The following is a 23,375-nucleotide window of genomic DNA, read 5'->3' as shown; positions in this document are numbered from 1 at the left end:
GCCCGTGTATCACGCGGCGCTGAGCGCGTTGAGCAGCGCATCCCACAATTCGGTGGAGGTCAGTGTCGGAATGTCGTTGATCGTGGTCAATCCGTCGACTGTCGTTGTGGCCGCGTCGATTTCGGCTGGCGTCAACCCGAGGTAGGCCTCGTGGAGTTCCAACCCGAGCATGAGGTCCTGCCAACTTGTGCCTAAGACGCCGGGTTCGGCGTAGGCGTCGCCGTGAATGTTGTACACCTCGGTCGGGTACAGGTCGTTGGGGACGACGGTGGTGTTGGCGCCGAGCATGACGAAACGCAGCGCGTCGCTGGGGACGCCGGCTTCGGCGAGTTGCTGTTCGGCGAGGGCGGCCACCAGGCTGCTTTGCGAGTAGGTGAAAATGGTCAGCGGGTCGCTGCACGCGCCGGAGGCGTCGCAATCCATGTCGCCGGCGGCGTAGTCGGCAAGGACCGCGTTGACGAGGATGGATTCGCCCTGCGGGACGCTCTGGAAGAAGTCGTTGGATTCCGGTGTGGTCAGTGCCAGCGTCGACGCGGGAGTGCCCTCATACCCGTTCGGCTCGAGGTACAGGTTGAGTGCGTCGCTGATGTAGGCGGCATTCGGTGTCGGGATTCCGGTGGGGCCCAGGATCAACGCGTTGGTTGAGCCGTAGAGGAAGTCGTAGTTGTCTTCGTCGGCGGCGTTGGCCGCAGCGGCCAACCCCAGCGCGGCGCCGCACAGCGCGGCGCCGAGGATCAAGTGCTTCATGGGTCCCCTCGGGTGCGAGTTCACAGATGACGTCGCCGAGCGGCTCTGATCGGCAGGTGAAGAGGTTGGCCGACACCCGCGATAGATGGCGAGCGCGCCGCGGCAGCGGTTGTCGACGGCAGAATTATTTCAGGTGGCGTCAATTTGGTCTCGGGAATCGAAATATCGCCGAGCGAGATTGATCACGTCTGGCCACGCGGCCACGAACCAAGGGGAAGGGACGGTCACGCCGTGAGAGTCCAATATGACGTCCCACGGCGCGGCCGCTCGGCCCAAGCCCAGCCCGTCACACGGCAAAGAACGAACTGAACAGCGCTTGGAACAGTTCGGGGAAGCTGAGTTCTGGAATCTCGTTGAACGTGGTCAGTCCATCGGTAACCGATGTGGCAGAGTCGATCTGGTCTGCCGTCAATCCGAGGTAGGCATTATGGACTGCCAACCCGTACAGCACGTCCTCCCAGCTCGTGTTCCCGAACAGCAGGTCTATCCAGCTCTGGGTTAACGAGTGCGTTGTGTAGATGTCGCCTGCGATGTTGAAAACCTCGGTGGGGTACATGTCGGTGGGGACGGCAGAGGGGGTGGCGCCGAGCATCACGAAACGTAACGCGTCCTCGGGGACGCCGGCTTTCACGAGGTCGTCTTGGGCGTAAGCGGCTATCAGGCTGCTTTGGGAGTAGGTGAAAATCGTCAGCGGATCACTGCATGCCCCGGAGGAGTCGCAGTCCATCTCGCCGGCGTTGTAGGCAGCGAGAACCGCGTCGATGAGGACTTTCTCGCCCTGCGGGACGCTCTCCAGGAAGTCATAGGAGTTGGGCAGAGTCAGCGCTTCCGACGACGCAACGGTGCCCTGGTACCCCAGTGGATCAAGGTACAGGTCGATCCCGTGGCTAATGTAGTTGGCGCTCGGGGTCGGGATTCCGGTCGGGCCCAGAACCAGTGCGTCGGTTGAGCCGTAGAGGAAGTCGTAGCTGGCGGCGGCGGTGGTGTCGGCGGCGGCGTCGGCGTTGGCGTTAGCTGCGCCGGCGAAGGCCAGCGCGGCGCCACAGAGTGCGGCGCCGAGGAGCACTTGCTTCATTACGTCCCCTTGTTCGTAAGGTCAGATGGTGTCGCCGAGCTGCTCTGCTGAACTCGTTCCGTTGGCCGGCATCGGGTAGATGCCGATCCGCGCTGCCCCCGGCTGCCAACATGCAAAATTATTACCGGTAGCGTCAATTTTTTCTACAAAAATCGGAAGAATCGCCGATCAACCGGCGACTGGTCACGCGGTGGGCTGAGCCGGTCGGCCACCAGTCATCAGCGACGGGCGTTCCCGTCGGTGCGGACCCCGAGATAGCTACATCACAGACCGTGCCATTGACAAATGGCGCAATCGATGGTGTTGTCATGGGCGTGACGGATCCCGACAGCTCCGCGCTGCCCGCCGTACCCACCCGAGCAACACTGCGAGCGGTCTTTTCGGCCGCTGTCACACGCTGGACACTCGGTTGTCTGACCAGCGTCATTCCGATGAACCGACCCGGCGTCTGGTTCGGACGCGGTCTGATCGCCACCATCATGGGGGCGTTCGGGTCGATGCCCGGCGGGACCAGGATCATTCCGGTGCATGCCCCTGGGGTGCGTGGCGAATGGGTGCTCGGGCCCGGCGTCGAGTTCGGCAACCGGGCCGGCTACTACGTGCACGGCAGCGCCTACGTCATCTGCTCGGCGCGCACCCATCGCAAGCTCGTCGCCAATCTGTCTGCCGCCACCGGCTTGCCGATGTTCGTCGTGGACTACCGGCTGGCGCCCGAGCACCGGTTCCCGGCTGCGGCTGACGATGTCGAAGCCGGCTACCGCTGGTTGTTGGCCCAGGGGTATGCGGCCTCGGACCTGGTGATCGGCGCGGACTCCGCCGGCGGGCATCTGACCTGTGACCTGTTGTTGGCACATGCCGGCGAACCGGGTTTTCAGCCGGCCGGGGTGGTGCTGTTTTCGCCGCTGATCGACCTCACCTTGGGGCTGGCCCAACAGCAAGAAGCCGTGCGCCGTGACCCGGCGATGTCGGCCCGCGCGGCACGCCGCATGGTGGGGCTCTACACGCGAGGGCAAGGTCACGACAACACGCGGCTGCGGCTCGACTTCGCCGGGGCGGATGCGCTGCCGCCGGTGCTCATTCAAGTCGGTGGGTTCGAGATGCTGCGTGCCGACGCGCACCACCTGGACGCCGAGATCCGCCGGGCCGGCGGAACCAGCACCCTGGAGGTGTGGCCGGGGATGGTGCACGTCTTCCAAGCCCTGCCGCGGCTGGCGGCCGAGGCCGAGTCCGCGCTGCGCCGTACCGCTGCCTTCATTGCCGACGTCTATGGCGACAACATTTCTGACGCACTCGAAGGAGCCTGCTGATGCTGGGAATCGACTTGGTGCGCAATATCTTCCGTGCCGAGCGGCGCACAGCGAATGCCAAAGCGGTGGTCACCGGCGCCGGTAGCGGCATCGGACGTTCCTTCGCCCTGGAGTTGGCCCGCCGTGGCGGCGACGTCATCTGCGCAGACATCGACGAAGCTCGCGCGGTCGAAACCGTGGCGCTGATCGATCAGCTGCCCACCGGCACCGGGCATGCCGTGCAGTGCGATGTGTCGGACCGCAGCGCGATCGAGCTGCTGGCCAAGCACGCCCACGACATCTACGGTGGGGCCCCGACCCTGGTGATCAACAACGCGGGCGTCGGCATCGGTGGAAAGCCAGTGGGCGACATCGGTTTCGAGGACTGGGACTGGGCGCTCGGGATCAACCTGTGGGGGGTGGTCTATGGCTGCGAGGTCTTCACCCCGATCCTGCGTGACGCCGGCCGCGGGGGAATCATCAACGTGGCATCGGCGGCCGGATTCGCTGCCGCCCCGTCGATGGCGGCATACAACGTGTCGAAAGCCGGCGTGATGTCGCTGTCGGAGACCCTCGCTGCCGAGCTGGACGGCACCGGCATCGCCGTCACCGTGCTCTGTCCGACGTTCGTGAAGACCAACGTCTTCACCGATGGGCGGATCACACCCAGCTCGATGACCCTCAGCCAGCAGCTGGCTCGCTGGACCGGGCTCTCTGCGGACAATGTCGCGGCGCGCACGTTGGACGCCCACGACAGTGGCCGGCTGTACGTGGTGCCCCAACTCGACGCCACCGTCATCTGGCACCTGAAGCGGCATTTCCCCGGCCTGTATGTCCGCGGCGCCGGGCTGCTCGGCCGCGTCCTTCCCAAGAACTGACCCGTCTCACGAAAGGAATAGCGATCATGGCGATGGACCTCGACGACATGCTGCAGAAGATCAAGGACAAGCAGTGGGCCCTGGTCGATATCGACTGGGACGCTCCGGGAGCCGAGTTGATCGAGCCGGAGCTGTGGGCCAAGCTCAAGCCGTTCATGACCGACCTGATGTGGATCGAGAACGTCGGCGCCCGCGGATTCGCCGCGCTGGCCAAGAAGGCCCCCAACCCGACGTTGAAGAGCATCTACGAGCACTTCCATGCCGAGGAGCAGAAGCACGCGAACGCCGAACTCGCGCTGATGCGGCGGTGGGGCATGTTGGACAACGACGAAGTTCCGCCGCCGAGCGTCAACGTACAGCTGGTGATCACCTGGCTCGACAAGTTCTCCGATGGCATGTCGCTGTCGATTCTGGGCACTGTGATCCCCATGCTGGAAGTGGCTCTGGACGGCGCACTGATCAAGTTCATCACCGACGAGGTCAAAGACCCAGTAGCCCAGGAAGTGTTCAAGCGGATCAACTCCGACGAGTCGCGCCACCTGGCGGTCGACTTCGAGGTGATGGACATTCTGGGCCACGCCAGTATGCGCAAGTTGCTGGTCGAGTTGGTCGGCAGCTGGATGAACCCGGCACTGCTGGTCGGTACGTTGAGCTACTTCCCGCTGCTGAACAAGATGCGCGACAACATTGTGGCGATGGGCGTCAATGAGGAACGCCTCTACCAGGCGATGCGCCGTTTCCAAAATGTCGGTGAACGAAGCGCTTTCGCCCGCAGGGTGCCGATGTATCAGTTCATCTCCTGGCACGGCAAGAAGGTGATCGACCGCAGCTCGAAGTACCACTGGCTGGCGGATTCGCTGGTTAAGGTCACCGGCCTGATCCCGCCGGCGATGGTGCAGCACACCCCGACCTGGTCGCAGGAACTGACCTACGAGCCGGTCGCGTAAAGGAGCAGGACATGACGATCTCCGTAGCGATCATCGGCGCCGGATTCGCCGGCATCGGGGCCGCCATCCGCCTCAAAGACCAAGGCATCACCGACTTCACGATTTACGAACGGGATTCGCGGGTCGGCGGCACCTGGCGCGACAACACCTATCCCGGCGCCGCCTGCGACATCCCGTCGCGCCTGTACTCCTACAGCTTCGCGCTCAACCCCGACTGGTCGCACACCTACTCGGGCAGCGCCGAAATCCTGGCCTACATCGACAGCATGGTCGAATCCGCCGGCATCGCCCCGCACATCCGGTTCGGGCACAACGTGACCGGTATCGAATACGACGCCGAAGCAGGCGAGTGGACCATCGGCATCGCCGACCGGGAACCGGCACGCGCCAAGACTGTCATCGTGGCGTCCGGGCCGTTGTCCAACGCCAGCTTCCCGGATATCCCCGGCATCGAGACCTACGAGGGCCACAAGATCCACAGTGCCCGTTGGGATCACGACTACGATTTCGCCCGTAAGAAGGTGGCCGTCATCGGCACCGGCGCCAGCGGCGTGCAGATCATCCCGGAACTGGTCAAGGTGGCGGAGTCGGTCAAGGTGTTCCAACGCACCCCGGGGTGGGTGCTGCCGCGGATCAACACCGCGACGAGCGGCTGGCTGAAGAAGATCTACAAGGAGGTGCCGCTGGCCGAGAAGCTGATGCGGTCCGCCTGGTTCTGGGGCCACGAGTCGGTCGCGGTCGGGGTGGTGTGGGACAGCCCCTTCACCCGGCTGGTGGAGGCCCTCAGTTTGGCGAACCTGCGTGCGCAGGTGAAGGATCCGTGGTTGCGGCGACAACTCACGCCCGACTTCTCCGCCGGCTGTAAACGGCTCCTGATGACCAGTGACTACTACCCGGCACTGCAGCAGGACAACTGCAAGCTGGTGACCTGGCCCATCGCCCGGCTGTCGCCCAAGGGTATTCGCACCGTCGAGGGTATCGAGCACCAGTTCGACGCCATCGTGTTCGCCACCGGATTCGAAGTCTCCAAAGCCGGTACTCCCATCCCGATCACCGGTATCGACGGTCGGGACCTGGCAGCGGAGTGGAGCAAGGGCGCCTACGCCTACCGCAGCGTCGCGGTCTCGGGCTATCCGAATCTGTTCTTCACCTTCGGTCCGAACTCGGGCCCCGGCCACAGCTCGGCGCTGGTCTACATGGAGGCTCAGATCGACTACATCGTCACGGCGATCGCCAAACTGTTGCAGTTCGACTGGAAGTCGCTGGACGTGCGGCGCGAAGTGCAAGACCGCTACAACAAGGACATCCAGCGGCGCCTGAAGGCCACGACCTGGAACTCCGGCTGCCAGAGCTGGTATCTGACCGAGGACGGCTTCAACGCCACCATGTTCCCGGGATTCGCCACCCAATACGTCAACCAGCTCAAGTCGTTGGACCTGCGCGACTTCAAGATCACCGCGGCAACGACGAGCCGCACCCCGGTGCTGACCGCCTAGGATGCGCAGGTGGCTGAGTACCGGATCGACGACCTGGCACGAGAGGCGGGCACGACCACCCGCAACGTGCGGGTCTACCAGGAGAACGGCCTGCTGCCCCGGCCGCAGCGCCGGGGCCGGGTCGCGATCTACACCGACCGGCACCTCAGCCAGCTGCAAGCGATCATCCGGCTGCTCAGCGAGGGCTTCACGGTCAAGCACATCCTGAAGTTCCTGACCGGGCTACAACGCGGTGCGGACCTGGTCGAGGTGCTGGATCTGGCGGATCTGGCCGAGCTGGTGACCACGCCATGGTCGAACCCGGTGTCGCAGACCATGACGCGCGAAGACCTGGAGTCACGGCTGGGCGGGTTGGACGCAGCGATGCTACGCCGATTGACCGATGGCGGCGTGATCGCGCCGACCGACACCAAAGACAGCTACCTGGTCACTGATCTGCGCCTCGTGGACGACTTCGCCACCTTGGTTTCGCGCGGTATGCCGCTGGCAGCGCTGTTGGACGCGGTCGGCGCCGTCGACGCCAAGCTGGATGAGGCGGCCAGCGTGATGGCCCGCAGCGGATACACGGAGGTGGTGCGCCAGCGGGGGACCGGATGGCTACCCGGCAACGAGACCGAGCTTGCCTGGGCCGCCGATCTGGTGAACGCGATGCGCCGAGTGGCAAGGCGGGCGGCACATGCGAGTCTGGATCGCGCCTTCGACGCGGCGGTGCGCGCCGAGTTGCGGCAGTACCAGCAGGAGAGCCAACAGCACGACACCAGCCCGAAGAGAGCATCTGAGTCAAAAAGCCGTTGAACCGCGCGGGATGGTTGATGATGGGAAGTTGCGCGGGTATCCCTTGGAACGGGAGGTCTGGCGAAAGGCTATGTCGGACATTACGGAGCTGCATCGGGCGCTGCTGGCGCGCATTCTCGACGGCAGTGCGGCAGCACCGCGCGAGCTGCGTAAGGCCGCCTTCGACAACGCGGGCCTCGATGAACCGATGCGCACCCTGGTCGACAAGGTCGCCCTCCGCTCCTACCAGGTGACCGACGAGGACATCGCCGCCGCAGGTGCCGCCGGCCTCAGCGAGGACCAGATCTTTGAGATCATGGTGTGCGCCGCGGTCGGTCAGGCCACTCGCCAATACACCGGTGCGCTGCAGGCGCTGGCCGGGGCGACCGGCGAGCGAGGCCAACGATGAGGTTGGCGATCCTCGATCACGGGCACCGGCTGCGCACCAAGGCCTTGCTGCGGGTGATCCGGCTCGTCTCGGGCCAGCCGGTGGTCGACGCGGTCAAGCTCGCGTTCTACCGCCCCGACTTCTACGGTGCCGGTGCGTTGACGCACGGGGCGATGCGCGGGCCGTCGGCGTGGTCGATCGGGGAACGGGAACTGATGGCCGCCTATGTCTCCAAGGTCAACGACTGCCCGTTCTGCGTGGCCGCGCACACGGCCACCGCCAACCTCTGTTATGACGATGAGTCGACGGCTGCCGCGGCTCTCGCCGACCCGCGCGCGGCGCCGATCTCAGAGCCGCTGCGGGCGACACTTGGGCTGCTCGGCAAGCTCACCCGCGAGCACAGCATCACGGTCGAGGACGTCCGTGACGTGCTCGCGACCGGCGTCACCCCCGCCCAGCTCGAGGACGCCCTCGCGGTCAGTCTGGCCTTCAACATCACCGGCCGGCTGGCCAACGCGTTCGACTTCGAGGTGGTCGGGCCCGCCGCCATGTCAGCCGGTGCCCGCCATCTGGTGAAGCGCGGCTACCGCTGACCACTCGACCGGGGCGTTGCCGGCACGACCCGGACGCCCGGTTGCACCGGCGACCCTCACCTCGATCATCGTGGCCGCAGTACCGGTGTGGTCAGCGTTCCACGGGTGAGGTACTCGTCGAGGTTTCGTAGCGCCAACGCGGCCATCGCGGCGCGGGTGCGCGCTGTCGCGCTACCGACATGCGGTAACAGCACCACATTGCCCTGTTCACGCAACGCCGAGGGAACGTGCGGCTCGTCGGTGTACACATCAAGCCCCGCACCCGCAAGCCGCCCGCTGACAAGTAATTCCACCAGCGCATCCTGATCGACGACGCTGCCGCGGGCGACGTTGATCAGGTAACCGGCTTCGCCCAGCGCCTCCAGCACCTGCCGACTGACCAGCCCCCGGGTTGCGTTCCCGCCGCTGACCGCCACCACCAGCACGTCGACTGATTCGGCGAGCTCGACCGGCGACCCGGCGTAGCGGTACGGGCAATCGGGCACCTGCCGACGATTGTGATACGAGATCGCGCAGTCGAATCCGAGCAGCCGAGACGCAATCGCCGCGCCGATGCGCCCCAGACCCAGAATGCCCACCTGGGCGCCGCTCACATCACGGGTCAACGCAAGCGGCCCCTCGACCGGCCAACGACCGGCCCGGACATAACGGTCCGCGGCGCACAGTCCCCGCATCGTCGCAAGCACCAAACCCACCGCGGTATCGGCGACGCTGTCGTTGAGCACATCGGGCGTGTTGCTGACCCCGATGCCCCGCCGCTGGGCCTCCTCGACATCGACCAAGTCGTAGCCGGCGCCGTAGTTGACGATCGCCCCGAGATTGGGCAACGCCTTCATGAGATGACCATCCACACCCGGTGGACCGGCCACCACGGCAGCGGTCACGCTCGGCCCATGCTCAGCCAGGAACGCGTCTCGCTCGGCACCGGCAGGCAACCGCAGCGGTTGATATTTCGCGGCGGCCAAGGCGGCGGCCAGCGCCGGATCCGGTGTCCCAACTTCGAGAACCTCCATACCGCCAGTGTCCACGGCGGGCGCTTCGGATCGGCGGCCGTCGACCAGACCGCATGGCCACGAATCACCATGGCCTTATCGGCGCTGCGAAACTACACTCTTGAGTTCATGGCCATCCGGCGCGCGGTGCTCGTCATCGCCGACATCGGCGGCTACACCGCCTACATGAACTGGAACCGGACCCACCTGGTGCACGCCCAGATGGCGGTGGCCACGCTGCTGGAATCGGTCATCGACGCCGCCAAGGGCATGAAGCTGGCGAAGCTCGAGGGTGATGCCGCCTTCTTCTGGGCGCCCAACGGCGACGCCCAGACGCTGGTCAGCGACCGGCTGGCGCGGATGCACCAGGCGTTCCTCGACCGGCGGGCCCGTATCGAGAACAGCCGCATGTGCAACTGCGCGAGCTGCAAACAATTGATGAACCTGTCGCTGAAGTTCGTCGCCCATCAGGGCGAGGTGGCGGAGCAGAAGGTCAAGCGCCACACCGAACTCGCCGGCGTCGACGTCATCCTGGTTCACCGGATGCTGAAAAACCAGGTGCCGGTGCCCGAATACGTGTTGATGACCGATGCGGTCGCACAGTGCCTCGACGAGCCGGTGCGGCGAACCTGCCTGCCGCTGCTGCACGACTTCGAGGGCCTCGGCGAAACCTCGACCTACTACCTGGATCTGGCGAACTCGGCGCTGCCACCACCGGCAGCCGCTATGGGGTGGGCCGGCAGGATGAAATTCCGGTGGAATGCTTTGCCGTTCATGGTCGGTGCCAAGGAACCCTGCGCGGGGTTTCGCAGCCTGGGCCGTGGGGCCCCCGAGCTCTCGAAGGGCTGACAGCGGCGGTCAGCTGCAGGCCACCTAGAGCTTTCCGGCGACGAAGTCAGCTGCTTGGTTGACCATCCCTGACGAGATATAAGCACTGGCCAGGTGTTGCGGCCAGTTCTCCTGCCAGGTGTTGGGGTCGGCGGGGTTGCAGACCGGATCGGCGCCATGGCACTGCTCGATGGTCCGATCGTTGTAGATCGGGCTGAAGTTCGTGATGGGGCCGACCCATTGACTGCCGTTGCCGAAGAGCGCCACTGCGGCGATGTGCTCGTCGGCGCCGGGCGGCAAAGGATTGGTGAAGCCCATCACCGAGAAGGGGACCGCAAGCACCACGTCGGTGACCGCCGCGCCCAGTGAGTAGCCCCCCGGCACGATGCGGGTGTTCGGGCATCCGTTGATCGTGTTCTGGATGTGCGCGCTCATATCGTTGGCGCCTTGGTCGATCTCATTGTCAGCGGGGTACTTCACCGCATACAGACTGACGTATTTGGAGGTCCTGGAACGCAGTGCGCTGACGAACGCGTTGCCGACCGCGCCGGCCCCGGGCGATTCCAGACGACCACGGGCGAATACCACTTCGACGTCGGGGCAGGCCGCGTTAGCCGGGGCGACCGCACCTGGCGGCCCGGCGGGAATCACGACAGGGGCGGTCAGCAAGACTGCCGCCAGCACAATGCCTGAACTTGCGAGTCGCAGTCGGCGGGCCGAGGAAACGCTCACGCAGTGGATAGTAGTGGTCGGCAGCCGGCCTGTCGCCCTGGACCGGGACCCGGTCACCGCACTGCGTTCGTCATCGACGCGTCGGGCCGCTATTCGGTGTCGGCAGGTCCCAGTAGCCGCACTTCTTCGACGTCCATTTCCGCCTGGACCTCACGTAACACGATGTCGTCGATCTCATTTCGGTCCCGAAGCTCGGTTACGGCCCGACGTTTGTGCTCCAGGACGCCCAGATGTACTCGGCGCACCACGTCGTCACGTTCGGCGGCGGCGTTGTGCTGATCGGCCACCGCCACCAGCGCAGCTTCATCCTGATATTCCTTGCGCAGCCGGTCCATCAGATCGGCGCTGACGTTGAGGTCGTCGGCGATCCGCGGTAACGCGTCCAGGGCAGCTTCCGCGGCGCGGGTACGCGCCAGGTGCAGTTCCTGCGCGTGCGCGGCATCCTCGGGCATCTGGGCCCAGCGAACCACCGCGGGCAAGGTGCTGCCCTGCACCAGCACCGTCACCAGGATCACGAACGACACCACGTAGATGATCAGATTGCGATCCGGAAAGGGCGCGCCTGCATGGGTTGTCAACGGAACGGCCAGTGCGGCGGCCAGGGAGACCGCGCCGCGGAAACCCGCCCAACTCGACACCGCGCGCTGGCGCCAGTCGACGCGACGGCTCCGCTGCACGGCGCGCCGGTCCACGGTGCGGATCAGCACGGTGGTGATCTCCGACCACGCGATTCGGGTCACGATGACCACACCGGTGACGGCGAGGGCCAGCACCGTGGCATGACGAAGGCCGTCGCCGACATTGACGATCCCGTGCACCGCGCCGGGAATCTGGACCCCGACGAACACCCACAGCGAGCCATTGATCAAAAACGTTGCCATGTCCCAGAACGCGAATGCCTGCAGCCGCGAGCGGGCCCCGATCACCCGCGGGCCGACGTAGGACAACACCAGCGCCGACACCAGCACCGCGACGACGCCGCTGCAGTGAAACGTCTGGGCGAGCAGAAACGCCGCGAACGGCGTCAAGACGCTCAGCGCGCCTTCCTCCAGCGGCGAGTCAATGCGGCGGCGCAGCAGCGTGACCGCGGCGCCCACCAGCAGTCCGGCCGCGATACCGCCCAGGTATGAACCGACGAACCGGCCCACCAGGTCGACGGGTCCGATTGCGGGGCTGCCCGTGGCTACCGCGACCGTCACCGCGAACAGCACCAGTGCCGTTCCGTCGTTGATGATGCTTTCGGCGCGCAGCACGGTCAGCGGCCGGCGCGGCAACTTCTTCGCCAGACCCGCCACCGCCGCGGCATCGGTGGGCGACAGGACGGCGCCCAGCACCGAGGCCGCATGGGGTTCCATTCCCAGCCAGCGCGCCGTCCACGCCACCGCCACCGCCGTGGCGATCACCAGCCCGACGCTGACGAGCACGATCACCCGCAGGTTCGCCCGGATCTCCCGGAAGCTGGTGTTCATGCTCTCCCAGTACAGGATCGCCGGCAGGAACAGCAGCAACACGATCTCGCCGTCGAGCTGGGTTTCGCCGAAGCGGGGGATCAGACCCAGCATGCCGCCGAGCAAGATGAGCAACACCGGCGGCCCGACGCGATACCGCTTGCCCAACAGCGTGCCCGTGACCACGGTGGCGACGAGCGTGACAACAACGACGAGGCCAAACACCCTCACATCCTGCCGTGTCGACGGTGCGCTGGGGAGCCTTCGAGATAGGCCGCCAAGGCATTGGTCAGACCGCGCCGGGCCTCCTCGAGGTCGGCATAGGAGCCCAGCTGACGCTCGGAGACCAGCCCGCGCATGGCACCCGGGATAAGGGCGGCCACCTCCCGCACCCGTTGCGGGTCGACCTCCAGGTCGGCGAACGCGCTATGGCAGGTCTGCAGCCAGCTTCTGCCCCAGGAGAACAGCTCCGCCGCGGTACGCGGATACAACCGCTCCAGCTCGTGATGGTCGCGGGGGAGCGCGGCCCGCAGGTTCTCGATCGCCCGGGAATCCTGCGACGCCAGCCCGTGATAGAGGGTGTCGATGATCGCGGCAACCCGATCCCGTAGCGGGGCATCCTTTTTCAGCTCGGCGAACGCCGATATGGTCGCGTCCCGCCGCTCGGCGGTCCGGTGCAGCACTGCCGCCCAGAAGCCGTCGACGTCGCCGAACTGATATTGCACCGCGCCCCAGGTGGCGCCGCTCTCCTTGGCGATCCGGCTCGCCGACACCGCGCCCGGGTCGCCGGTGGCCAGCGACCGCACCGCCGCGTCCAGCATCGCCTCGCGGGTCGCTTGCCCGCGCTTGTTGCTGCGCCGCGGTGCGGGTTGCGTCATCCCAGGAATCCTAGCAACATTTCCATAGTACCCCCTATGATTCTGTTGTCGGGCGAACTATGCTGCGGAAGTCGGCCCGCTCGCGACCATGGAGAGGACACGCACGCATGGCTAAACCGCCGCTGTCGATGAAGCCGACCGGCTGGTTCCAGGTCGCCTGGTCCGACGAGATCGGTGTCGGCGACGTCCACACCATGAAGTACTTCGGCCAGGAGATGGTCGCCTGGCGCGCCGAATCCGGGCGGCTCACCGTGATGAACGCCTACTGTGAGCACCTGGGTGCACACCTGGGTTACGGCGGCACCGTCTGCGGCGAAGTGCTGCAGTGCCCATTTCACGGCTGGCAGTGGAACTCCCAGGGACGCAACGTCTGTATTCCCTACCAGGACAAGCCCAATCGCGGCCGGCGGATCACCACCTACCCGGTCGTCGAACGCAACGAATCGGTCTACATCTGGCATGACGTCCACGGACGCGAGCCGTTCTTCGACCCGCCGGACGTATTCGCCAGCTTCGATGACCGCAGCGCGGCCGATTACTACCCGCAGCAGCGGCTATACCGGCAGAGCCTGGAAATGCACCCGCAGTACGTCCTGGAGAACGGAGTGGATTTCGCGCACTTCAAGTACGTGCACCGCACCCCGATCGTGCCGGTGTTCACCCGGCACGACTTCGCCGAACCGGTGTCCTACGTCGACTTCACCATCACCTTCGAAGGCGACGACGGGCAGCGCATCGAAGACGTCAACAGCGGTGTGGAGGCCATCAACGGCGGCTTGGGTATCGCGGTGACCAAGAGCTGGGGGATGATCGACAACCGCACCATCTCGGCGATCACGCCCGTCGACGATTCCACCTCCGATGTCCGGTTCATGGTCTACATCGGCCGCACACCAGCCGGCGATCCGGTGCGCGCCGAGGCCAGGGCGGCCGAATTCGGTCGCGAAGTGATCCGGCAGTTCGAACAGGACATCCACATCTGGTCGCATCAGCGCTATTCGGATCCGCCGGCGCTGGCCACCGCCGAATACTCCGGCTTCACCGCAATCCGCCAGTGGGCCAAACAGTTCTACCCCGACGGCATCGGGGGCAGTGCCGCCGAAGTCTATGCAGCGACCCAGAAAGGCTCCTCCGCATGACCGCATCCACCAGCCCGATCCGCGTGTTCCAGGTCGCCACCGGCAACGTCGGCTCCGAGATGATCAAACGGATCGCCGCGCGTCCCGATCTGGAGCTCGTTGGTGTGCACTGCTATTCGCCGGAGAAGGTGGGTAAGGACACCGGTGAGCTGGTCGGCATCGCACCCAACGGGGTGAAGGCGACCGGCAGCATCGAGGAGATCATCGCCGCCAAACCGGATGTGCTGACCTTTCACGGGGTGTTCCCCGACGAGGATCTCTACGTCCAGGTTCTGGAAGCGGGCATCAACATCGTCACCACTGCCGACTGGATCACCGGTTGGCACCGCGACCACAACCACCCGCACCGGTCCGGAAAGCCGGTGACGCAGCTGCTCTCCGAGGCCTGCGCCAAGGGTGGCGCGACGTTCTACGGGACCGGGATGAACCCGGGCCTCAATCAGATCCTGGGCGTGGTGGCCGCGGCCGACGTCGCCGAGATCGAGAACGTCACCACCATCGAGTCGGTCGATGTGTCGTGTCATCACTCCAAGGAGACCTGGATCGAGGTCGGCTACGGCCAGCCGGCCGATGATCCGGAGATCCCGGCCAAACTGGAGAAGTTCACCCGCGTCTTCGCCGACAGCGTGCTGATGATGGCGGACTGCTTCGACCTGACCCTCGACGAGGTCACCTTCAGCTACGAGCTGGGCGTGTGCACCAAGGACGTAGACCTGGGCTGGTACACGCTGCCCAAAGGATCGTTGGGCGGCAACTACATCAAATACCAGGGCATGGTCGACGGGGTGCCGCGCGTCGAGACACACCTGGAATGGCAGATGACCCCGCACACCGAACCGAACTGGAAGATCAAGGGCTGCTACATCACTCGGGTGACCGGCGACCCGTGCATCTACAACAAGCACATGATCTTGCCGAAACCCGGTGTGGACCTGTCCAACCCCGACAACTTCGCCTCGATCGGCATGACCGTTACCGGCTTGCCCGCCCTGAATGCGATCCGATCCGTGGTGGCCGCCCCGCCGGGGCTACTGACCAGTGCCGACCTGCCGTTGCGGGGGTTCGCGGGACGATTCCGGGTGTAACGGTTCTGCCGCGGTCAGACCGCGCCGGCCAACCCACGCAGGATCTGCGACGTTGATCCGCCGGCGGCATGCCGGTAGCCGGTTCCGGCCCACAGATGAACCAGATCCGGTTCGCCGGCCGCCGCTGCCGCCTTGCGCAGCGGACTGGTCAGATGGTGGATTGCCGGGTAGCCCAGCGGGGCACGGCTTTCGTAGGTGTCGATGAAGGTGTTCCGCAGCCCCCGTGCGGGACGCCCGGAGAAGGCCCGGGTGACGACGGTTTCGGTGCGGCGCGGGTCGGTCAGCGCGGCCTGGTGCGTGCTTGAGGCCCCGCTTTCGTCAGCCCGCAACAGTGCGGTGCCCACCATGGCCGCGGCGGCGCCGGCGTGGATGGCCTCGGCAACCTGCGTGGCGGTGGCCAGGCCCCCGGCCGCGATGACCGGCAGGCCAACGGTCGCCCGGATCTGGGCGATCAGCTCGGTCAACGGTTGCGGTGGAGGCGGCCGATCGGGAGTGAACGTGCCCGAATGCCCTCCGGCGTCGCGGCTTTGCACCGCAAGCATGTCGACGCCGACGTCGGCGGCCTGCGCCGCCTCGGCGGCGGAGGTAACGGTCTGGATGACCGTCGTCCCGACCGCTTTCAGTGCCTGGACGACGGCTCCGTCGGGAAGCCCGAACGTAAAGCTCACCAGCGGCACCGGGTCCGACACCAACAGGTCGACCTTGGCGCCGAAACAGTCGTCGTCCTCGATCGGCTCAGCGGGCAAGGTGAGCCCGAACCGGTCGGCTTCGTGTTGCATCAGCGACGCATACGCGCGGTAGGCGCCGGCGTCGACGTGAGTCCGGTTGGGGACGAAGACGTTGACACCGAAGACCGATGTGCGCGCCCGCACCGCGGCGATCTCGGCGGCGAGGGCGTCGGGCGTCTTGTACCCGGCGGCCAGGAAGCCGAACCCGCCGGCGTCAGATGCGGCGTGCACCATCGCCGGGGTCGAGGGGCCGCCGGACATCGGCGCGGCGATCACCGGGAGGGCGAGCCCCAGCGTGGACAAGGGTGTCGTCATCGGGGTCGCCCCTGGGCCGCTAGCTCGCGCGCCCGGATCGCTTCGCGCGCGCGGACTGCGTCGACCTCGGATTCGGGTGTCCCCGGCGGAACGTGGGTTGTCATCTCGACCAAGTACTCCATGGCCGGTCCCTTTCTAGTGCCCGGCGCTTTGGCCGCCGTCGACGTGCAGGATCTCGCCGGTGACGAACGGCGCGTTTTCCAGGTACATCACCGCGTCGACGACATCGGCGATCTCCCCGATCCGGCCCAGCGGGTGCAGCGCGGCCAGCATGTCGTGTGTCGAGGGGTCGTGCATCGGGGTGCTTATCGTGCCCAGCGCGACGGTGTTGACTCGGATCCCGCGGCTGGCGTACTCGATCGCCAACTCCTTGGTCACCGCGTTCAGACCACCTTTGGTCAGGGATGCCAGCGCGGCGGGGATCTGCGAATACGCGTGATCGACAAGGCTGGTGGAGACGTTGACGATATGGCCGCCGCCGTCGCGGGACAACATCGCGGCCAGAGCGCTGCGCGACACCTCGAAGAAGCCGCGCAGGTTCACCCCGGTGACGGCCTCATAGTCCTCGTCGGTGTAGTCGGTGAACGGTTTGGCGATGAAGATGCCGGCGTTGTTGATCAGGGTGTCCACCCGGCCGAACCGGTCGAGCGCGGCGTCGATGATCTGCCGGCCGGCTCCCGGGGCGGCGACGTCGACCGGCACGGCGAGCACCTGGGGATCGTCGAACTCAGCGGCGGAGCGAGCAGCGGCGACGACGGCGTAATCCAGCTTCCGGTAGGCCGATACCAGCTCGGCGCCGATACCTCGTGATGCGCCGGTGATGACCGCGACCTTGTGCATCTGGCTCATGGGACCGTCCTTAAGTTCGTAGTTGCGCTCGCTGCAACGATCGTCTGGCATCCGAGCATCCCTCGGCCACGATCAGTTTGCTCAGTGCTGAGAGGATTAGCCTCCTACCGCACTACGATGACGCGATGGAGCTGCGTCAGCTGCGCTACTTCGTTGCTGTTGCCGAGGAGCTGCATTTCGGCCGAGCGGCCGCGCGACTGCATATCGCCGGCCCGTCGCTCTCCCAGCAGATCAAGGCCTTGGAGCGCGACCTGAAGGTGCAGCTGTTCGACCGCAACCGGCGGGAGGTGGTGCTCACCGCTGGGGGTACCGCGCTGCTGCCTACCGCCCGGTCGTTGCTGGCGCACGCCGACGAACTGCGCAGGCAGGCCGCCGGCTTGTCCGACTCGGAGCCGGTCCGCTTGGGCTACGTCAACTGGCGGCCCGTCGATCTGGCCGAGCGCACCGCGGGGGTGGCCCAGTTGCACATCGACGCATGGGTTCTGCCTTCGCACGCCCAGGCGCTTCGGGTGGCGGAGCGCGCGCTCGACCTCGCCATCTGCTGGGTTCAGCGCGCCGATCTTGACCAGCTCGATCTGCAGGCCCGTCTGATCGGTGCCGACCTGCTCTACGCAGTCAGCCCGGTTGGCGAACCCAACGAGCCGGTTGCAGCGAAAAACCTTGTGGTGCTGCTGGATTCCGATATCGCCAGCTGGTCATCGTGGAATCGGTACGGCGTGGAGTTCGCCCACGACACCGGCGCCCAGACGGTGCACATCGACGACGGCGGCGTCACCGGCCCGGCGTTCTTCGAACACGTCCGCCGGCAGCGTCGCCCGGTCCTGAACACTCCGAAGGCCCAAAATGACCGCCTGCCACCGGATTTGGTACGCCGGCCGGTCGTGTCCCCGCGGCCGTTCTGGAGCTGGTCGCTGGTCTCCCGGCGCGACGAGTCCCGGCCGGCCGTCGAGCTGGTGGGCGCCGCCCTCACCGAGGGAGTCGGCGAGCTCGGTTTGACCGGCGAGGACGCGTGGCTGCCGGCTGACGATCCGTACGCAGGCGCTGCGCAGCGTTAGGGGGCCTCAGCGGGAAGCGGCGTGCCGGCGCTGCCTTCGGGCAGCGGAGTACCGGAACTGCCGGCGGGCGGCGCGGCCGGGCGTGATGACGGGCCGCGAGCCGGCGCGGGCGCCCGATTGTTGGTGCCGCCGTTGGTCGGAGCTTGCGCCGCCGATCCGCCGGCGGGAGCCTGCGGCTGCGGCGCGGCCGGGCGGGCCTGCGGTGCCGGTGCGGATGCTACCCACCGGATCAGGTCGGTGCCACCGGCCTGGTAGACCAAGCTGTTCGGGGCATCGCCGGTGACATCGAAATAGACCTTGCCGCTGGTCTTTTGGCCCTGAGCGAGCCCCGTCGGCACGATGCCCTGCGGTGTCGGCACGGTGAACAGGGACTGATAATTCTGGCCGCTGGCCGAGCGGGCGCTCAAGTTGGCGACGATCGGGAAAACCGTGCCCTGGATCGCCTCGTCGGTGGCGGTGGCCTCCCATAGGGTGCCGCTCGGCTGGTAAGGGATGGCGTCCGTGCTGGGCTTCAGGTCGTTGACCGTCCAACCGTGCACTCCCGGACCCTCGGGCAGCGTGCCCTGCGTTCCGATCGGGTGGGTGACCGGGGCGGGGTCAGGGTTGTCGGCGGCGGCGATGCCAGTGCTGAATGTGCCGGCAGCGGCCAGCGCGCCCGCTGCCAGGGCGGTCGAGATGGACTTCATGGGTCTGACTCCTCGGTTCGGTGACATCCCGGTGACTGGTACTCAAGTACAGAATCGTAACGGCCCAGCGGTGAGGCCGCCGTGAAACGAGTCCGGCCCGGACCCCGCGCGAAGCGGAGGCCGGGCCGGACCGATGATCTAGGGCTCGCTCAGTGCGATCCGGTCACATTGCTCGCGCCGCTGGCCGCCGGGGCCCCGGCGGCGGGAACCGGGGTGCCCTGGTTGCCGGCCGGAACCGGCGGGTTGCCGGCCTCGGTGCCCTGCGGGTTTGCCGGAGCTGTGCCTTCCGCGCCGGCCGTCGGCGCACCAGGGGTCTCCGCCGGAAGCGGCGTGCCGGAGCTGCCGGCGGCCGCGGGGGTGTTGCCGGTAGCCGCGGGAGCCCCGGCCGCCCCGGGAGCCGAAGCCTCCGGGGTGCCCGCCGAAGCCGGCGCCTCCGCGCCGCTGGCCGCGGCCGGCGTGCCCTCGGTGCCGCCCGCGGCTGCCGGGGTGCCGTCGGCCTCGGCCGGCAGCGGGGTGCCCTGGCTGCCCGAGGCGAGCGGGGTGCCCTGGCTGCCGGTCGCAGCAGGCGTGCCGTCGGTGGTCTGGTTACCGGCCGGGGCCGGGTTGGTCTGCGTGCCGGACTGGGCCGGCTTCGGGTTGGTGGCCGCCGGAGTGCGCTGCGAGCCGGCCGCCGGGGCCGACGAGCCGCCGGCCGGGGCGCTTGGTGCGGCCGGGGTCCAGACCAGCTGGTCTTTGCCGGCGAACTGGTAGACCGCGCTGTTGGGTGCGTCACCGGTGACGTCGAAGTAGACCTTGCCGCTGGTCTGCTGACCCTGCGCCAGGTTGGAGGGGTTCACGCCCTGCGCGGTGGCCACCCCGAACAGCGCGGGGTAGGTCTGGCCGCTGGGGGACCGGGCGCCGAGGTTGGCGATCACCGGGGTCACGGTGCCCTGGATGGCCACGTCGGTGGCGGTGGCCTCCCACAAGGTGCCATGCGGCTGGTAGGGGATGGCATCGGTGCTGGGTCGCAGGTCGCTGACCGTCCAACCCTGGATGACCCCGCCGTTGTCCACAGTTCCCTGGGTGCCGAGCGGGTGGGTCGTCGCGGTGACGTCACCGGCGTCCGCGCTGGCGGTCGCGATGCTGACGGCTCCGGCTGCGGCCAACGCTCCGGCGGCGGCCACAGCGGTAGTGATCAACTTCATTGTTGGTTGACTCCTCGGGTCGACTGGATCTTGAGGGATAGTGCAGTCCAGAACGCAAATCCTAACGGATTTGACAATGACGTTTGTTCACGTCTCAGGGTTTAAGTCGCCAACGGCCGCGCATTGTCGGTCGCCGGCGATCAGGAGTGCGAACTCCACCAGGTGTAGAGCTGCTCCAGTGACGGCGCGCTGTGCTCGGTGTGCAATCGGGCGATCACCAGACTGGCGTCATTGGTCCAAACCAGGGTGGGAGACCCCTGGCGCATCCCGCAGAGCAGCATCCCGCTCGGCTTGTCCGGGGTAGCGGTGCGGTGCCAGGCGCCCGGCGACTGGATCCTGCCCGGGCAGGTGACGACGGTGATGGCCTGCACGGTGTTGTCGAAGCTCAGACGCAGCGCGCCGGCGTCCGGGAACAGGGCATAGCTAGCCGAGGGCGGGCCGTCCACGTCCACGTTGCGGCCACAGGTCACCTCCGCGATGGCGCCACCCATCGGCGTGGTCGGGGTGCAGACGTCCTGCGGGTAGCCGGCCGGCAGCAGCTTGAGCAACCGCGCCTGGGCTTCAGCCGATGACATCGACGTCGCCGGACCGTTGGCCGCCGTGGTGGAGCCGGCATCGCCGGTGTCGGCGGCCAGATCGTCGGAGCCGGACCGGTGCGTCATCCAGGTGATCAGCCCGACGACCACGGCCAGCGCCGCCGCAAGGCGCAGCACTAGCTTGCGTTTGCCGGGATCGCGATACGTGGGCGCCGGCCGCGGCGAGCTGAACCAGTCGTCGTCGGGGGTGGAGATGCGCGGGATGCCCGGCGGCGGGACGGGGTGCACGGCGGCGACCGCGGCCTCTGGCAGTGGCGCGGTGTCGGGTTCGGCAGGCGCGGCCGGCGGGTTGGCCGACCGCGCCACCGGTGCAGACACCGGGGCGGCCGGCGGCATCCGGGGCACCTGGGCGGCCGGCGGCACAGGGGCGGGCGCCACCGGAGGTTTCGGCGGCTCGGCGGCAGGCGTCTGCGTAGGCGGGGTCACCGGCGGCACGCTCGGCTGCGGCTGCTCGAGCAGCGGCGGAGTGGACTGCTGGCTGGCCTCGTAGATGTGCAGCATCCGGTGCTGATCGGGTGCGCTCAACGCCTGATAGGCCGCGGTGGCCAGCTCGGCGGCGCTGGCGAAGCGCTGCTGCGGATCCTTGGCCATGCCCTTGGCGATCACCGCGTCAAAGGCGGGTGGGATCGTCGACCCGGCATGGCTGGGGCGGGGAATCGGTTTGCTCAGATGAGCATTGGCCAGCATCTTGACGCTGTCGGCCCGGTACGGCGGCGAACCGGTCAAGCACTGGTAGAGCACGCACGTCAGCGAATAGATGTCCACGCCCGCGCCGAACTCGCCGCCGGCGAACAGCTCCGGTGCCGAGTACTTCCACCGGGCGCCGGCATGGTCGGTGTCGGCCGTCTTCGCCCCGGGCGCACCGGCGATCCCGAAGTCCACCAGGTAGACGAAGTCCTCATGGGTCAACAGGATGTTGCGGGGCTTGACGCCCCGGTGAATCACCCCCCCGGCATGCGCGGCATCCAGCGCCGATGCAGCCTGCCACACCATGTTCACCGCGCGGGACGGGGGCAGCACCCCGGTTCGCTTCAACAGCGCGGACAGATCGTTGCCGTGCACCAGCGGCATGTCGATGAAGACTTCGCCGTCCAGCTCACCGTAATCGCGGACCGGGACAACGTGCGGCTCTTGGACGCGCCCGACGGTGAGCGCCTCACGCTGCAACCACTCCCGGAACGCCGGGTCCCGGCCCAGCGCCGGGGCGAGTAGTTTGAGCGCGGCGGTGCGGTCCTTGCCGGTATCGACGGCCTCGTAGACCTCGCCGGTGGGGCCGCGGCCCAGCAGGCGTTTGAGGAGGTAGCGCCCAACCCGTGACCCAGCCCGCGAACCCGACGCGGTCTCGCCCATCATCGACTCCTCAAGTCAGACCCGTGAACGCCGATCACCGAACCGGCGGCCCGACGACATTGCCGCCAATAATTTCATCACTGAACCGGTCGGCTATCAGCCGGTCGCGCCAACCTCCCCGAAATCCGGCCGTCCCGGTCAGCGGCCGGCCAGGTTGCTGATCGTCATGATCTCCAGGTTGCGGTACGCGCGGCCGGTGGGCTGCACCAGATCGTGGAACCAGACCTGCGGCGCAGCGGTGTAGGGGCTGTCCCAGGAGTCCCATGGCAAGTAGGTCTGCGTTCTCCCGGCGACGAAACCCCAGTTGTAGGCGCCCACATTGTGACGCTTCATGATCGGCAGAATCCCGTCGATGGTGTTGCCGCGGGTGCGCGCCAGGTACTCGGTGCACATCATCGGCCGGCCCAGCGGCGCGAGCTCAGCGATCCGGTCGCTGAACAACGCCGGCTTGTCATAGGAATGGAACGTGATGATGTCGGAGCTGTTGAGTTGGGTGTTGACGATCGCGCTGCCCTGCCGCGATCCCTCCCAGATTCCGCTGGTCAGCGGCTGACGGGCATCGACTGCCCGGGCCCAGCTGAACACCTGGGGAAGTAAGTCACTGACGAGGTCGAGCTTGTCGGACCGCTCGACGCTGCTGTATTCCCGGGCCATGTTGTCCGGCTCGTTCCACAGATCCCAGGCCAGAACCCGTTCGTCGTAACGGAATTGGGTCATCACTCCGGTGACGTAATCATGCAGGGTGCGGTAGTAGTTGCGGTCACCGAGCCGCTCGGCGCCGGGACTTTGCACCCATCGGGAGTTGTGGATGCCGGGCCGCGGCGCGGGCTGCGGACCCGCCTTGGGAAACGGGTCCCAGCAGGAGTCGAACAACACGAACATCGGCTTGATGCGGTGGCGGGCAGCGACGGAGACGAACTGGGCCAGCCGATACTGGAAGCCTTTGCGGTCCAGCGCCCACAGCTGGTCGTGCAGGAAGACCCGCACGGTGTTGAAGCCGGCCGACCGGGCCCACCCCAGCTCGGCGTCGATGCGCCGCAAGTCGAACGTTCCCGGCTGAAACATCTCGAGCTGGTTGACCGCGGTCGAGGTGATGTAGTTGGAGCCGACGGGCCAGCCCTGTGCCTGATACCAGCGGTTGGCCCGGTCGATCGACCACCGGCCGGGGTCCGCGGCGGCGCGCGGAATCCGGCTCAGTGTGGGACCCGCCGCCAACAGAAGGGGCAGCCCCAGTGCCGTTCGACGTTTCACGAACTGACCATAACGTCCAGACCCGTGGCACGGCGTTTGAGCGTCCGGCCTGTCGCCCGGCAAATCGGGCACGCG

24 protein-coding genes are annotated in these 23,375 nt (G+C 67.0%); 11 read left to right on the top strand and 13 right to left on the bottom strand.

The features are described 5' to 3' along the window. Positions 1–9: 9 nt before the first annotated feature. Entirely contained in the window at positions 10–747 is a 738-nt protein-coding gene (locus A5694_RS11640; RefSeq protein WP_064921993.1) for a PE-PPE domain-containing protein, read from the bottom strand. Between the two features lie 286 nt (positions 748–1,033). Further along, on the bottom strand, positions 1,034–1,822 hold the full coding sequence (locus A5694_RS11635; protein ID WP_064921992.1) for a PE-PPE domain-containing protein: 789 nt from the start codon (positions 1,820–1,822) through the stop codon (positions 1,034–1,036). A gap of 308 nt (positions 1,823–2,130) precedes the next feature. Between A5694_RS11635 and A5694_RS11630 the strand changes: the two genes are divergently transcribed. The 7 genes from A5694_RS11630 (at position 2,131) to A5694_RS11600 (ending at position 8,184) form a co-directional block, all read left to right on the top strand. Then, positions 2,131–3,129, top strand: a complete 999-nt coding sequence (locus A5694_RS11630) for an alpha/beta hydrolase (RefSeq protein ID WP_064921991.1) — start codon at positions 2,131–2,133, stop codon at positions 3,127–3,129. Next, positions 3,129–3,986 carry an SDR family NAD(P)-dependent oxidoreductase gene (locus A5694_RS11625; RefSeq protein ID WP_109535673.1) on the top strand — a complete coding sequence of 286 codons (858 nt, stop codon included), beginning with the start codon at positions 3,129–3,131 and terminating at the stop codon, positions 3,984–3,986. Before A5694_RS11630 ends, A5694_RS11625 begins: the two co-directional genes overlap by 1 nt. 26 nt (positions 3,987–4,012) lie before the next feature. Next, the gene (locus A5694_RS11620) at positions 4,013–4,933 is read left to right on the top strand and encodes a hypothetical protein (protein ID WP_064921989.1); all 921 of its coding nucleotides are present in this window, start codon (positions 4,013–4,015) and stop codon (positions 4,931–4,933) included. Positions 4,934–4,944: 11 nt separating this feature from the next. After that, positions 4,945–6,429, top strand: coding sequence for a flavin-containing monooxygenase (locus A5694_RS11615; protein WP_064921988.1), 1,485 nt, complete (start codon positions 4,945–4,947; stop codon positions 6,427–6,429). A 9-nt stretch (positions 6,430–6,438) separates the two neighbouring features. Beyond that, positions 6,439–7,224 carry a MerR family transcriptional regulator gene (locus tag A5694_RS11610; protein WP_064921987.1) on the top strand — a complete coding sequence of 262 codons (786 nt, stop codon included), beginning with the start codon at positions 6,439–6,441 and terminating at the stop codon, positions 7,222–7,224. A 70-nt stretch (positions 7,225–7,294) separates the two neighbouring features. Next, positions 7,295–7,612, top strand: coding sequence for a hypothetical protein (locus A5694_RS11605; protein ID WP_064921986.1), 318 nt, complete (start codon positions 7,295–7,297; stop codon positions 7,610–7,612). Further along, positions 7,609–8,184, top strand: a complete 576-nt coding sequence (locus A5694_RS11600; protein WP_064921985.1) for a carboxymuconolactone decarboxylase family protein — start codon at positions 7,609–7,611, stop codon at positions 8,182–8,184. The genes A5694_RS11605 and A5694_RS11600 overlap by 4 nt, the downstream gene beginning before the upstream one ends. 65 nt (positions 8,185–8,249) lie before the next feature. Here A5694_RS11600 and A5694_RS11595 read toward each other — a convergent pair whose 3' ends face one another. After that, complete coding sequence (locus A5694_RS11595) at positions 8,250–9,197, bottom strand: 2-hydroxyacid dehydrogenase (protein ID WP_064921984.1); 948 nt, start codon at positions 9,195–9,197, stop codon at positions 8,250–8,252. 108 nt (positions 9,198–9,305) lie between these two features. On the opposite strand from A5694_RS11595, the gene A5694_RS11590 reads away from it, so the two are divergent. Continuing rightward, the gene (locus A5694_RS11590) at positions 9,306–10,025 is read left to right on the top strand and encodes a DUF2652 domain-containing protein (protein WP_064922057.1); all 720 of its coding nucleotides are present in this window, start codon (positions 9,306–9,308) and stop codon (positions 10,023–10,025) included. 24 nt (positions 10,026–10,049) lie between these two features. On the opposite strand, the gene A5694_RS11585 is transcribed toward A5694_RS11590, so the two are convergent. From A5694_RS11585 to A5694_RS11575, 3 genes are all read right to left on the bottom strand, one after another. After that, positions 10,050–10,736, bottom strand: a complete 687-nt coding sequence (locus A5694_RS11585) for a cutinase family protein (protein WP_064921983.1) — start codon at positions 10,734–10,736, stop codon at positions 10,050–10,052. 89 nt (positions 10,737–10,825) lie between these two features. Continuing rightward, the gene (locus A5694_RS11580; protein WP_064921982.1) at positions 10,826–12,409 is read right to left on the bottom strand and encodes a Na+/H+ antiporter; all 1,584 of its coding nucleotides are present in this window, start codon (positions 12,407–12,409) and stop codon (positions 10,826–10,828) included. A gap of 2 nt (positions 12,410–12,411) precedes the next feature. Then, complete coding sequence (locus A5694_RS11575) at positions 12,412–13,062, bottom strand: TetR/AcrR family transcriptional regulator (RefSeq protein ID WP_064921981.1); 651 nt, start codon at positions 13,060–13,062, stop codon at positions 12,412–12,414. A gap of 107 nt (positions 13,063–13,169) precedes the next feature. Between A5694_RS11575 and A5694_RS11570 the strand changes: the two genes are divergently transcribed. Together A5694_RS11570 and A5694_RS11565 are read left to right on the top strand one after the other, a co-directional pair. Next, positions 13,170–14,201, top strand: a complete 1,032-nt coding sequence (locus tag A5694_RS11570; protein WP_064921980.1) for a Rieske 2Fe-2S domain-containing protein — start codon at positions 13,170–13,172, stop codon at positions 14,199–14,201. Beyond that, complete coding sequence (locus A5694_RS11565) at positions 14,198–15,286, top strand: NAD(P)H-dependent amine dehydrogenase family protein (protein ID WP_064921979.1); 1,089 nt, start codon at positions 14,198–14,200, stop codon at positions 15,284–15,286. Before A5694_RS11570 ends, A5694_RS11565 begins: the two co-directional genes overlap by 4 nt. Positions 15,287–15,300: 14 nt before the next feature. On the opposite strand, the gene A5694_RS11560 is transcribed toward A5694_RS11565, so the two are convergent. From A5694_RS11560 to A5694_RS11555, 3 genes are read right to left on the bottom strand one after another with little or no spacing between them, the layout of a single operon-like run. Continuing rightward, positions 15,301–16,329: a nitronate monooxygenase gene (locus tag A5694_RS11560; protein ID WP_064921978.1), complete on the bottom strand. Its 1,029-nt coding sequence runs from the start codon at positions 16,327–16,329 to the stop codon at positions 15,301–15,303. Continuing rightward, complete coding sequence (locus A5694_RS25260; RefSeq protein WP_082952631.1) at positions 16,326–16,451, bottom strand: muconolactone Delta-isomerase family protein; 126 nt, start codon at positions 16,449–16,451, stop codon at positions 16,326–16,328. Before A5694_RS25260 ends, A5694_RS11560 begins: the two co-directional genes overlap by 4 nt. A gap of 13 nt (positions 16,452–16,464) precedes the next feature. Continuing rightward, positions 16,465–17,178: an SDR family NAD(P)-dependent oxidoreductase gene (locus A5694_RS11555; protein ID WP_064922056.1), complete on the bottom strand. Its 714-nt coding sequence runs from the start codon at positions 17,176–17,178 to the stop codon at positions 16,465–16,467. A 125-nt stretch (positions 17,179–17,303) separates the two neighbouring features. On the opposite strand from A5694_RS11555, the gene A5694_RS11550 reads away from it, so the two are divergent. After that, positions 17,304–18,233 carry a LysR family transcriptional regulator gene (locus A5694_RS11550; protein ID WP_064921977.1) on the top strand — a complete coding sequence of 310 codons (930 nt, stop codon included), beginning with the start codon at positions 17,304–17,306 and terminating at the stop codon, positions 18,231–18,233. Here the strand turns inward: A5694_RS11550 and A5694_RS11545 are convergent. From A5694_RS11545 to A5694_RS11530, 4 genes are all read right to left on the bottom strand, one after another. Next, positions 18,230–18,919 (bottom strand): MPT63 family protein, encoded by a 690-nt coding sequence (locus A5694_RS11545; protein WP_064921976.1) that lies wholly within the window; start codon positions 18,917–18,919, stop codon positions 18,230–18,232. The two genes, A5694_RS11550 and A5694_RS11545, sit on opposite strands and share 4 nt — an antisense overlap. Positions 18,920–19,068: 149 nt before the next feature. Continuing rightward, positions 19,069–20,103, bottom strand: a complete 1,035-nt coding sequence (locus A5694_RS11540; protein ID WP_064921975.1) for a DUF1942 domain-containing protein — start codon at positions 20,101–20,103, stop codon at positions 19,069–19,071. 140 nt (positions 20,104–20,243) lie between these two features. After that, on the bottom strand, positions 20,244–22,049 hold the full coding sequence (locus A5694_RS11535; RefSeq protein ID WP_064922055.1) for a serine/threonine-protein kinase: 1,806 nt from the start codon (positions 22,047–22,049) through the stop codon (positions 20,244–20,246). Positions 22,050–22,187: 138 nt separating this feature from the next. Then, on the bottom strand, positions 22,188–23,300 hold the full coding sequence (locus A5694_RS11530; protein WP_064921974.1) for a cellulase family glycosylhydrolase: 1,113 nt from the start codon (positions 23,298–23,300) through the stop codon (positions 22,188–22,190). Between the last annotated feature and the right edge of the window lie 75 nt (positions 23,301–23,375).

The organism is Mycolicibacter sinensis (assembly GCF_001667945.1).
Classification (GTDB): Bacteria; Actinomycetota; Actinomycetes; order Mycobacteriales; family Mycobacteriaceae; genus Mycobacterium; species Mycobacterium sinense_B.
Note: the sequence above shows the minus strand (reverse complement) of the source record. Positions and strands in the feature narration are given on the sequence as shown.

What these genes read in the sequence shown, in the direction of transcription:
- A5694_RS11550 (WP_064921977.1), top strand. Translation starts at nt 17,304, where the DNA reads ATGGAGCTGCGTCAGCTGCGCTACTTCGTTGCTGTTGCCGAGGAGCTG.
- A5694_RS11560 (WP_064921978.1), bottom strand. Translation starts at nt 16,329, where the DNA reads ATGACGACACCCTTGTCCACGCTGGGGCTCGCCCTCCCGGTGATCGCC.
- A5694_RS11535 (WP_064922055.1), bottom strand. Translation starts at nt 22,049, where the DNA reads ATGGGCGAGACCGCGTCGGGTTCGCGGGCTGGGTCACGGGTTGGGCGC.
- A5694_RS11565 (WP_064921979.1), top strand. Translation starts at nt 14,198, where the DNA reads ATGACCGCATCCACCAGCCCGATCCGCGTGTTCCAGGTCGCCACCGGC.
- A5694_RS11590 (WP_064922057.1), top strand. Translation starts at nt 9,306, where the DNA reads ATGGCCATCCGGCGCGCGGTGCTCGTCATCGCCGACATCGGCGGCTAC.
- A5694_RS11555 (WP_064922056.1), bottom strand. Translation starts at nt 17,178, where the DNA reads ATGAGCCAGATGCACAAGGTCGCGGTCATCACCGGCGCATCACGAGGT.
- A5694_RS11545 (WP_064921976.1), bottom strand. Translation starts at nt 18,919, where the DNA reads ATGAAGTCCATCTCGACCGCCCTGGCAGCGGGCGCGCTGGCCGCTGCC.
- A5694_RS11640 (WP_064921993.1), bottom strand. Translation starts at nt 747, where the DNA reads ATGAAGCACTTGATCCTCGGCGCCGCGCTGTGCGGCGCCGCGCTGGGG.
- A5694_RS11595 (WP_064921984.1), bottom strand. Translation starts at nt 9,197, where the DNA reads ATGGAGGTTCTCGAAGTTGGGACACCGGATCCGGCGCTGGCCGCCGCC.
- A5694_RS11575 (WP_064921981.1), bottom strand. Translation starts at nt 13,062, where the DNA reads ATGACGCAACCCGCACCGCGGCGCAGCAACAAGCGCGGGCAAGCGACC.
- A5694_RS11630 (WP_064921991.1), top strand. Translation starts at nt 2,131, where the DNA reads ATGGGCGTGACGGATCCCGACAGCTCCGCGCTGCCCGCCGTACCCACC.
- A5694_RS11625 (WP_109535673.1), top strand. Translation starts at nt 3,129, where the DNA reads ATGCTGGGAATCGACTTGGTGCGCAATATCTTCCGTGCCGAGCGGCGC.
- A5694_RS11570 (WP_064921980.1), top strand. Translation starts at nt 13,170, where the DNA reads ATGGCTAAACCGCCGCTGTCGATGAAGCCGACCGGCTGGTTCCAGGTC.
- A5694_RS11605 (WP_064921986.1), top strand. Translation starts at nt 7,295, where the DNA reads ATGTCGGACATTACGGAGCTGCATCGGGCGCTGCTGGCGCGCATTCTC.
- A5694_RS11620 (WP_064921989.1), top strand. Translation starts at nt 4,013, where the DNA reads ATGGCGATGGACCTCGACGACATGCTGCAGAAGATCAAGGACAAGCAG.
- A5694_RS11540 (WP_064921975.1), bottom strand. Translation starts at nt 20,103, where the DNA reads ATGAAGTTGATCACTACCGCTGTGGCCGCCGCCGGAGCGTTGGCCGCA.
- A5694_RS11615 (WP_064921988.1), top strand. Translation starts at nt 4,945, where the DNA reads ATGACGATCTCCGTAGCGATCATCGGCGCCGGATTCGCCGGCATCGGG.
- A5694_RS11635 (WP_064921992.1), bottom strand. Translation starts at nt 1,822, where the DNA reads ATGAAGCAAGTGCTCCTCGGCGCCGCACTCTGTGGCGCCGCGCTGGCC.
- A5694_RS11600 (WP_064921985.1), top strand. Translation starts at nt 7,609, where the DNA reads ATGAGGTTGGCGATCCTCGATCACGGGCACCGGCTGCGCACCAAGGCC.
- A5694_RS25260 (WP_082952631.1), bottom strand. Translation starts at nt 16,451, where the DNA reads ATGGAGTACTTGGTCGAGATGACAACCCACGTTCCGCCGGGGACACCC.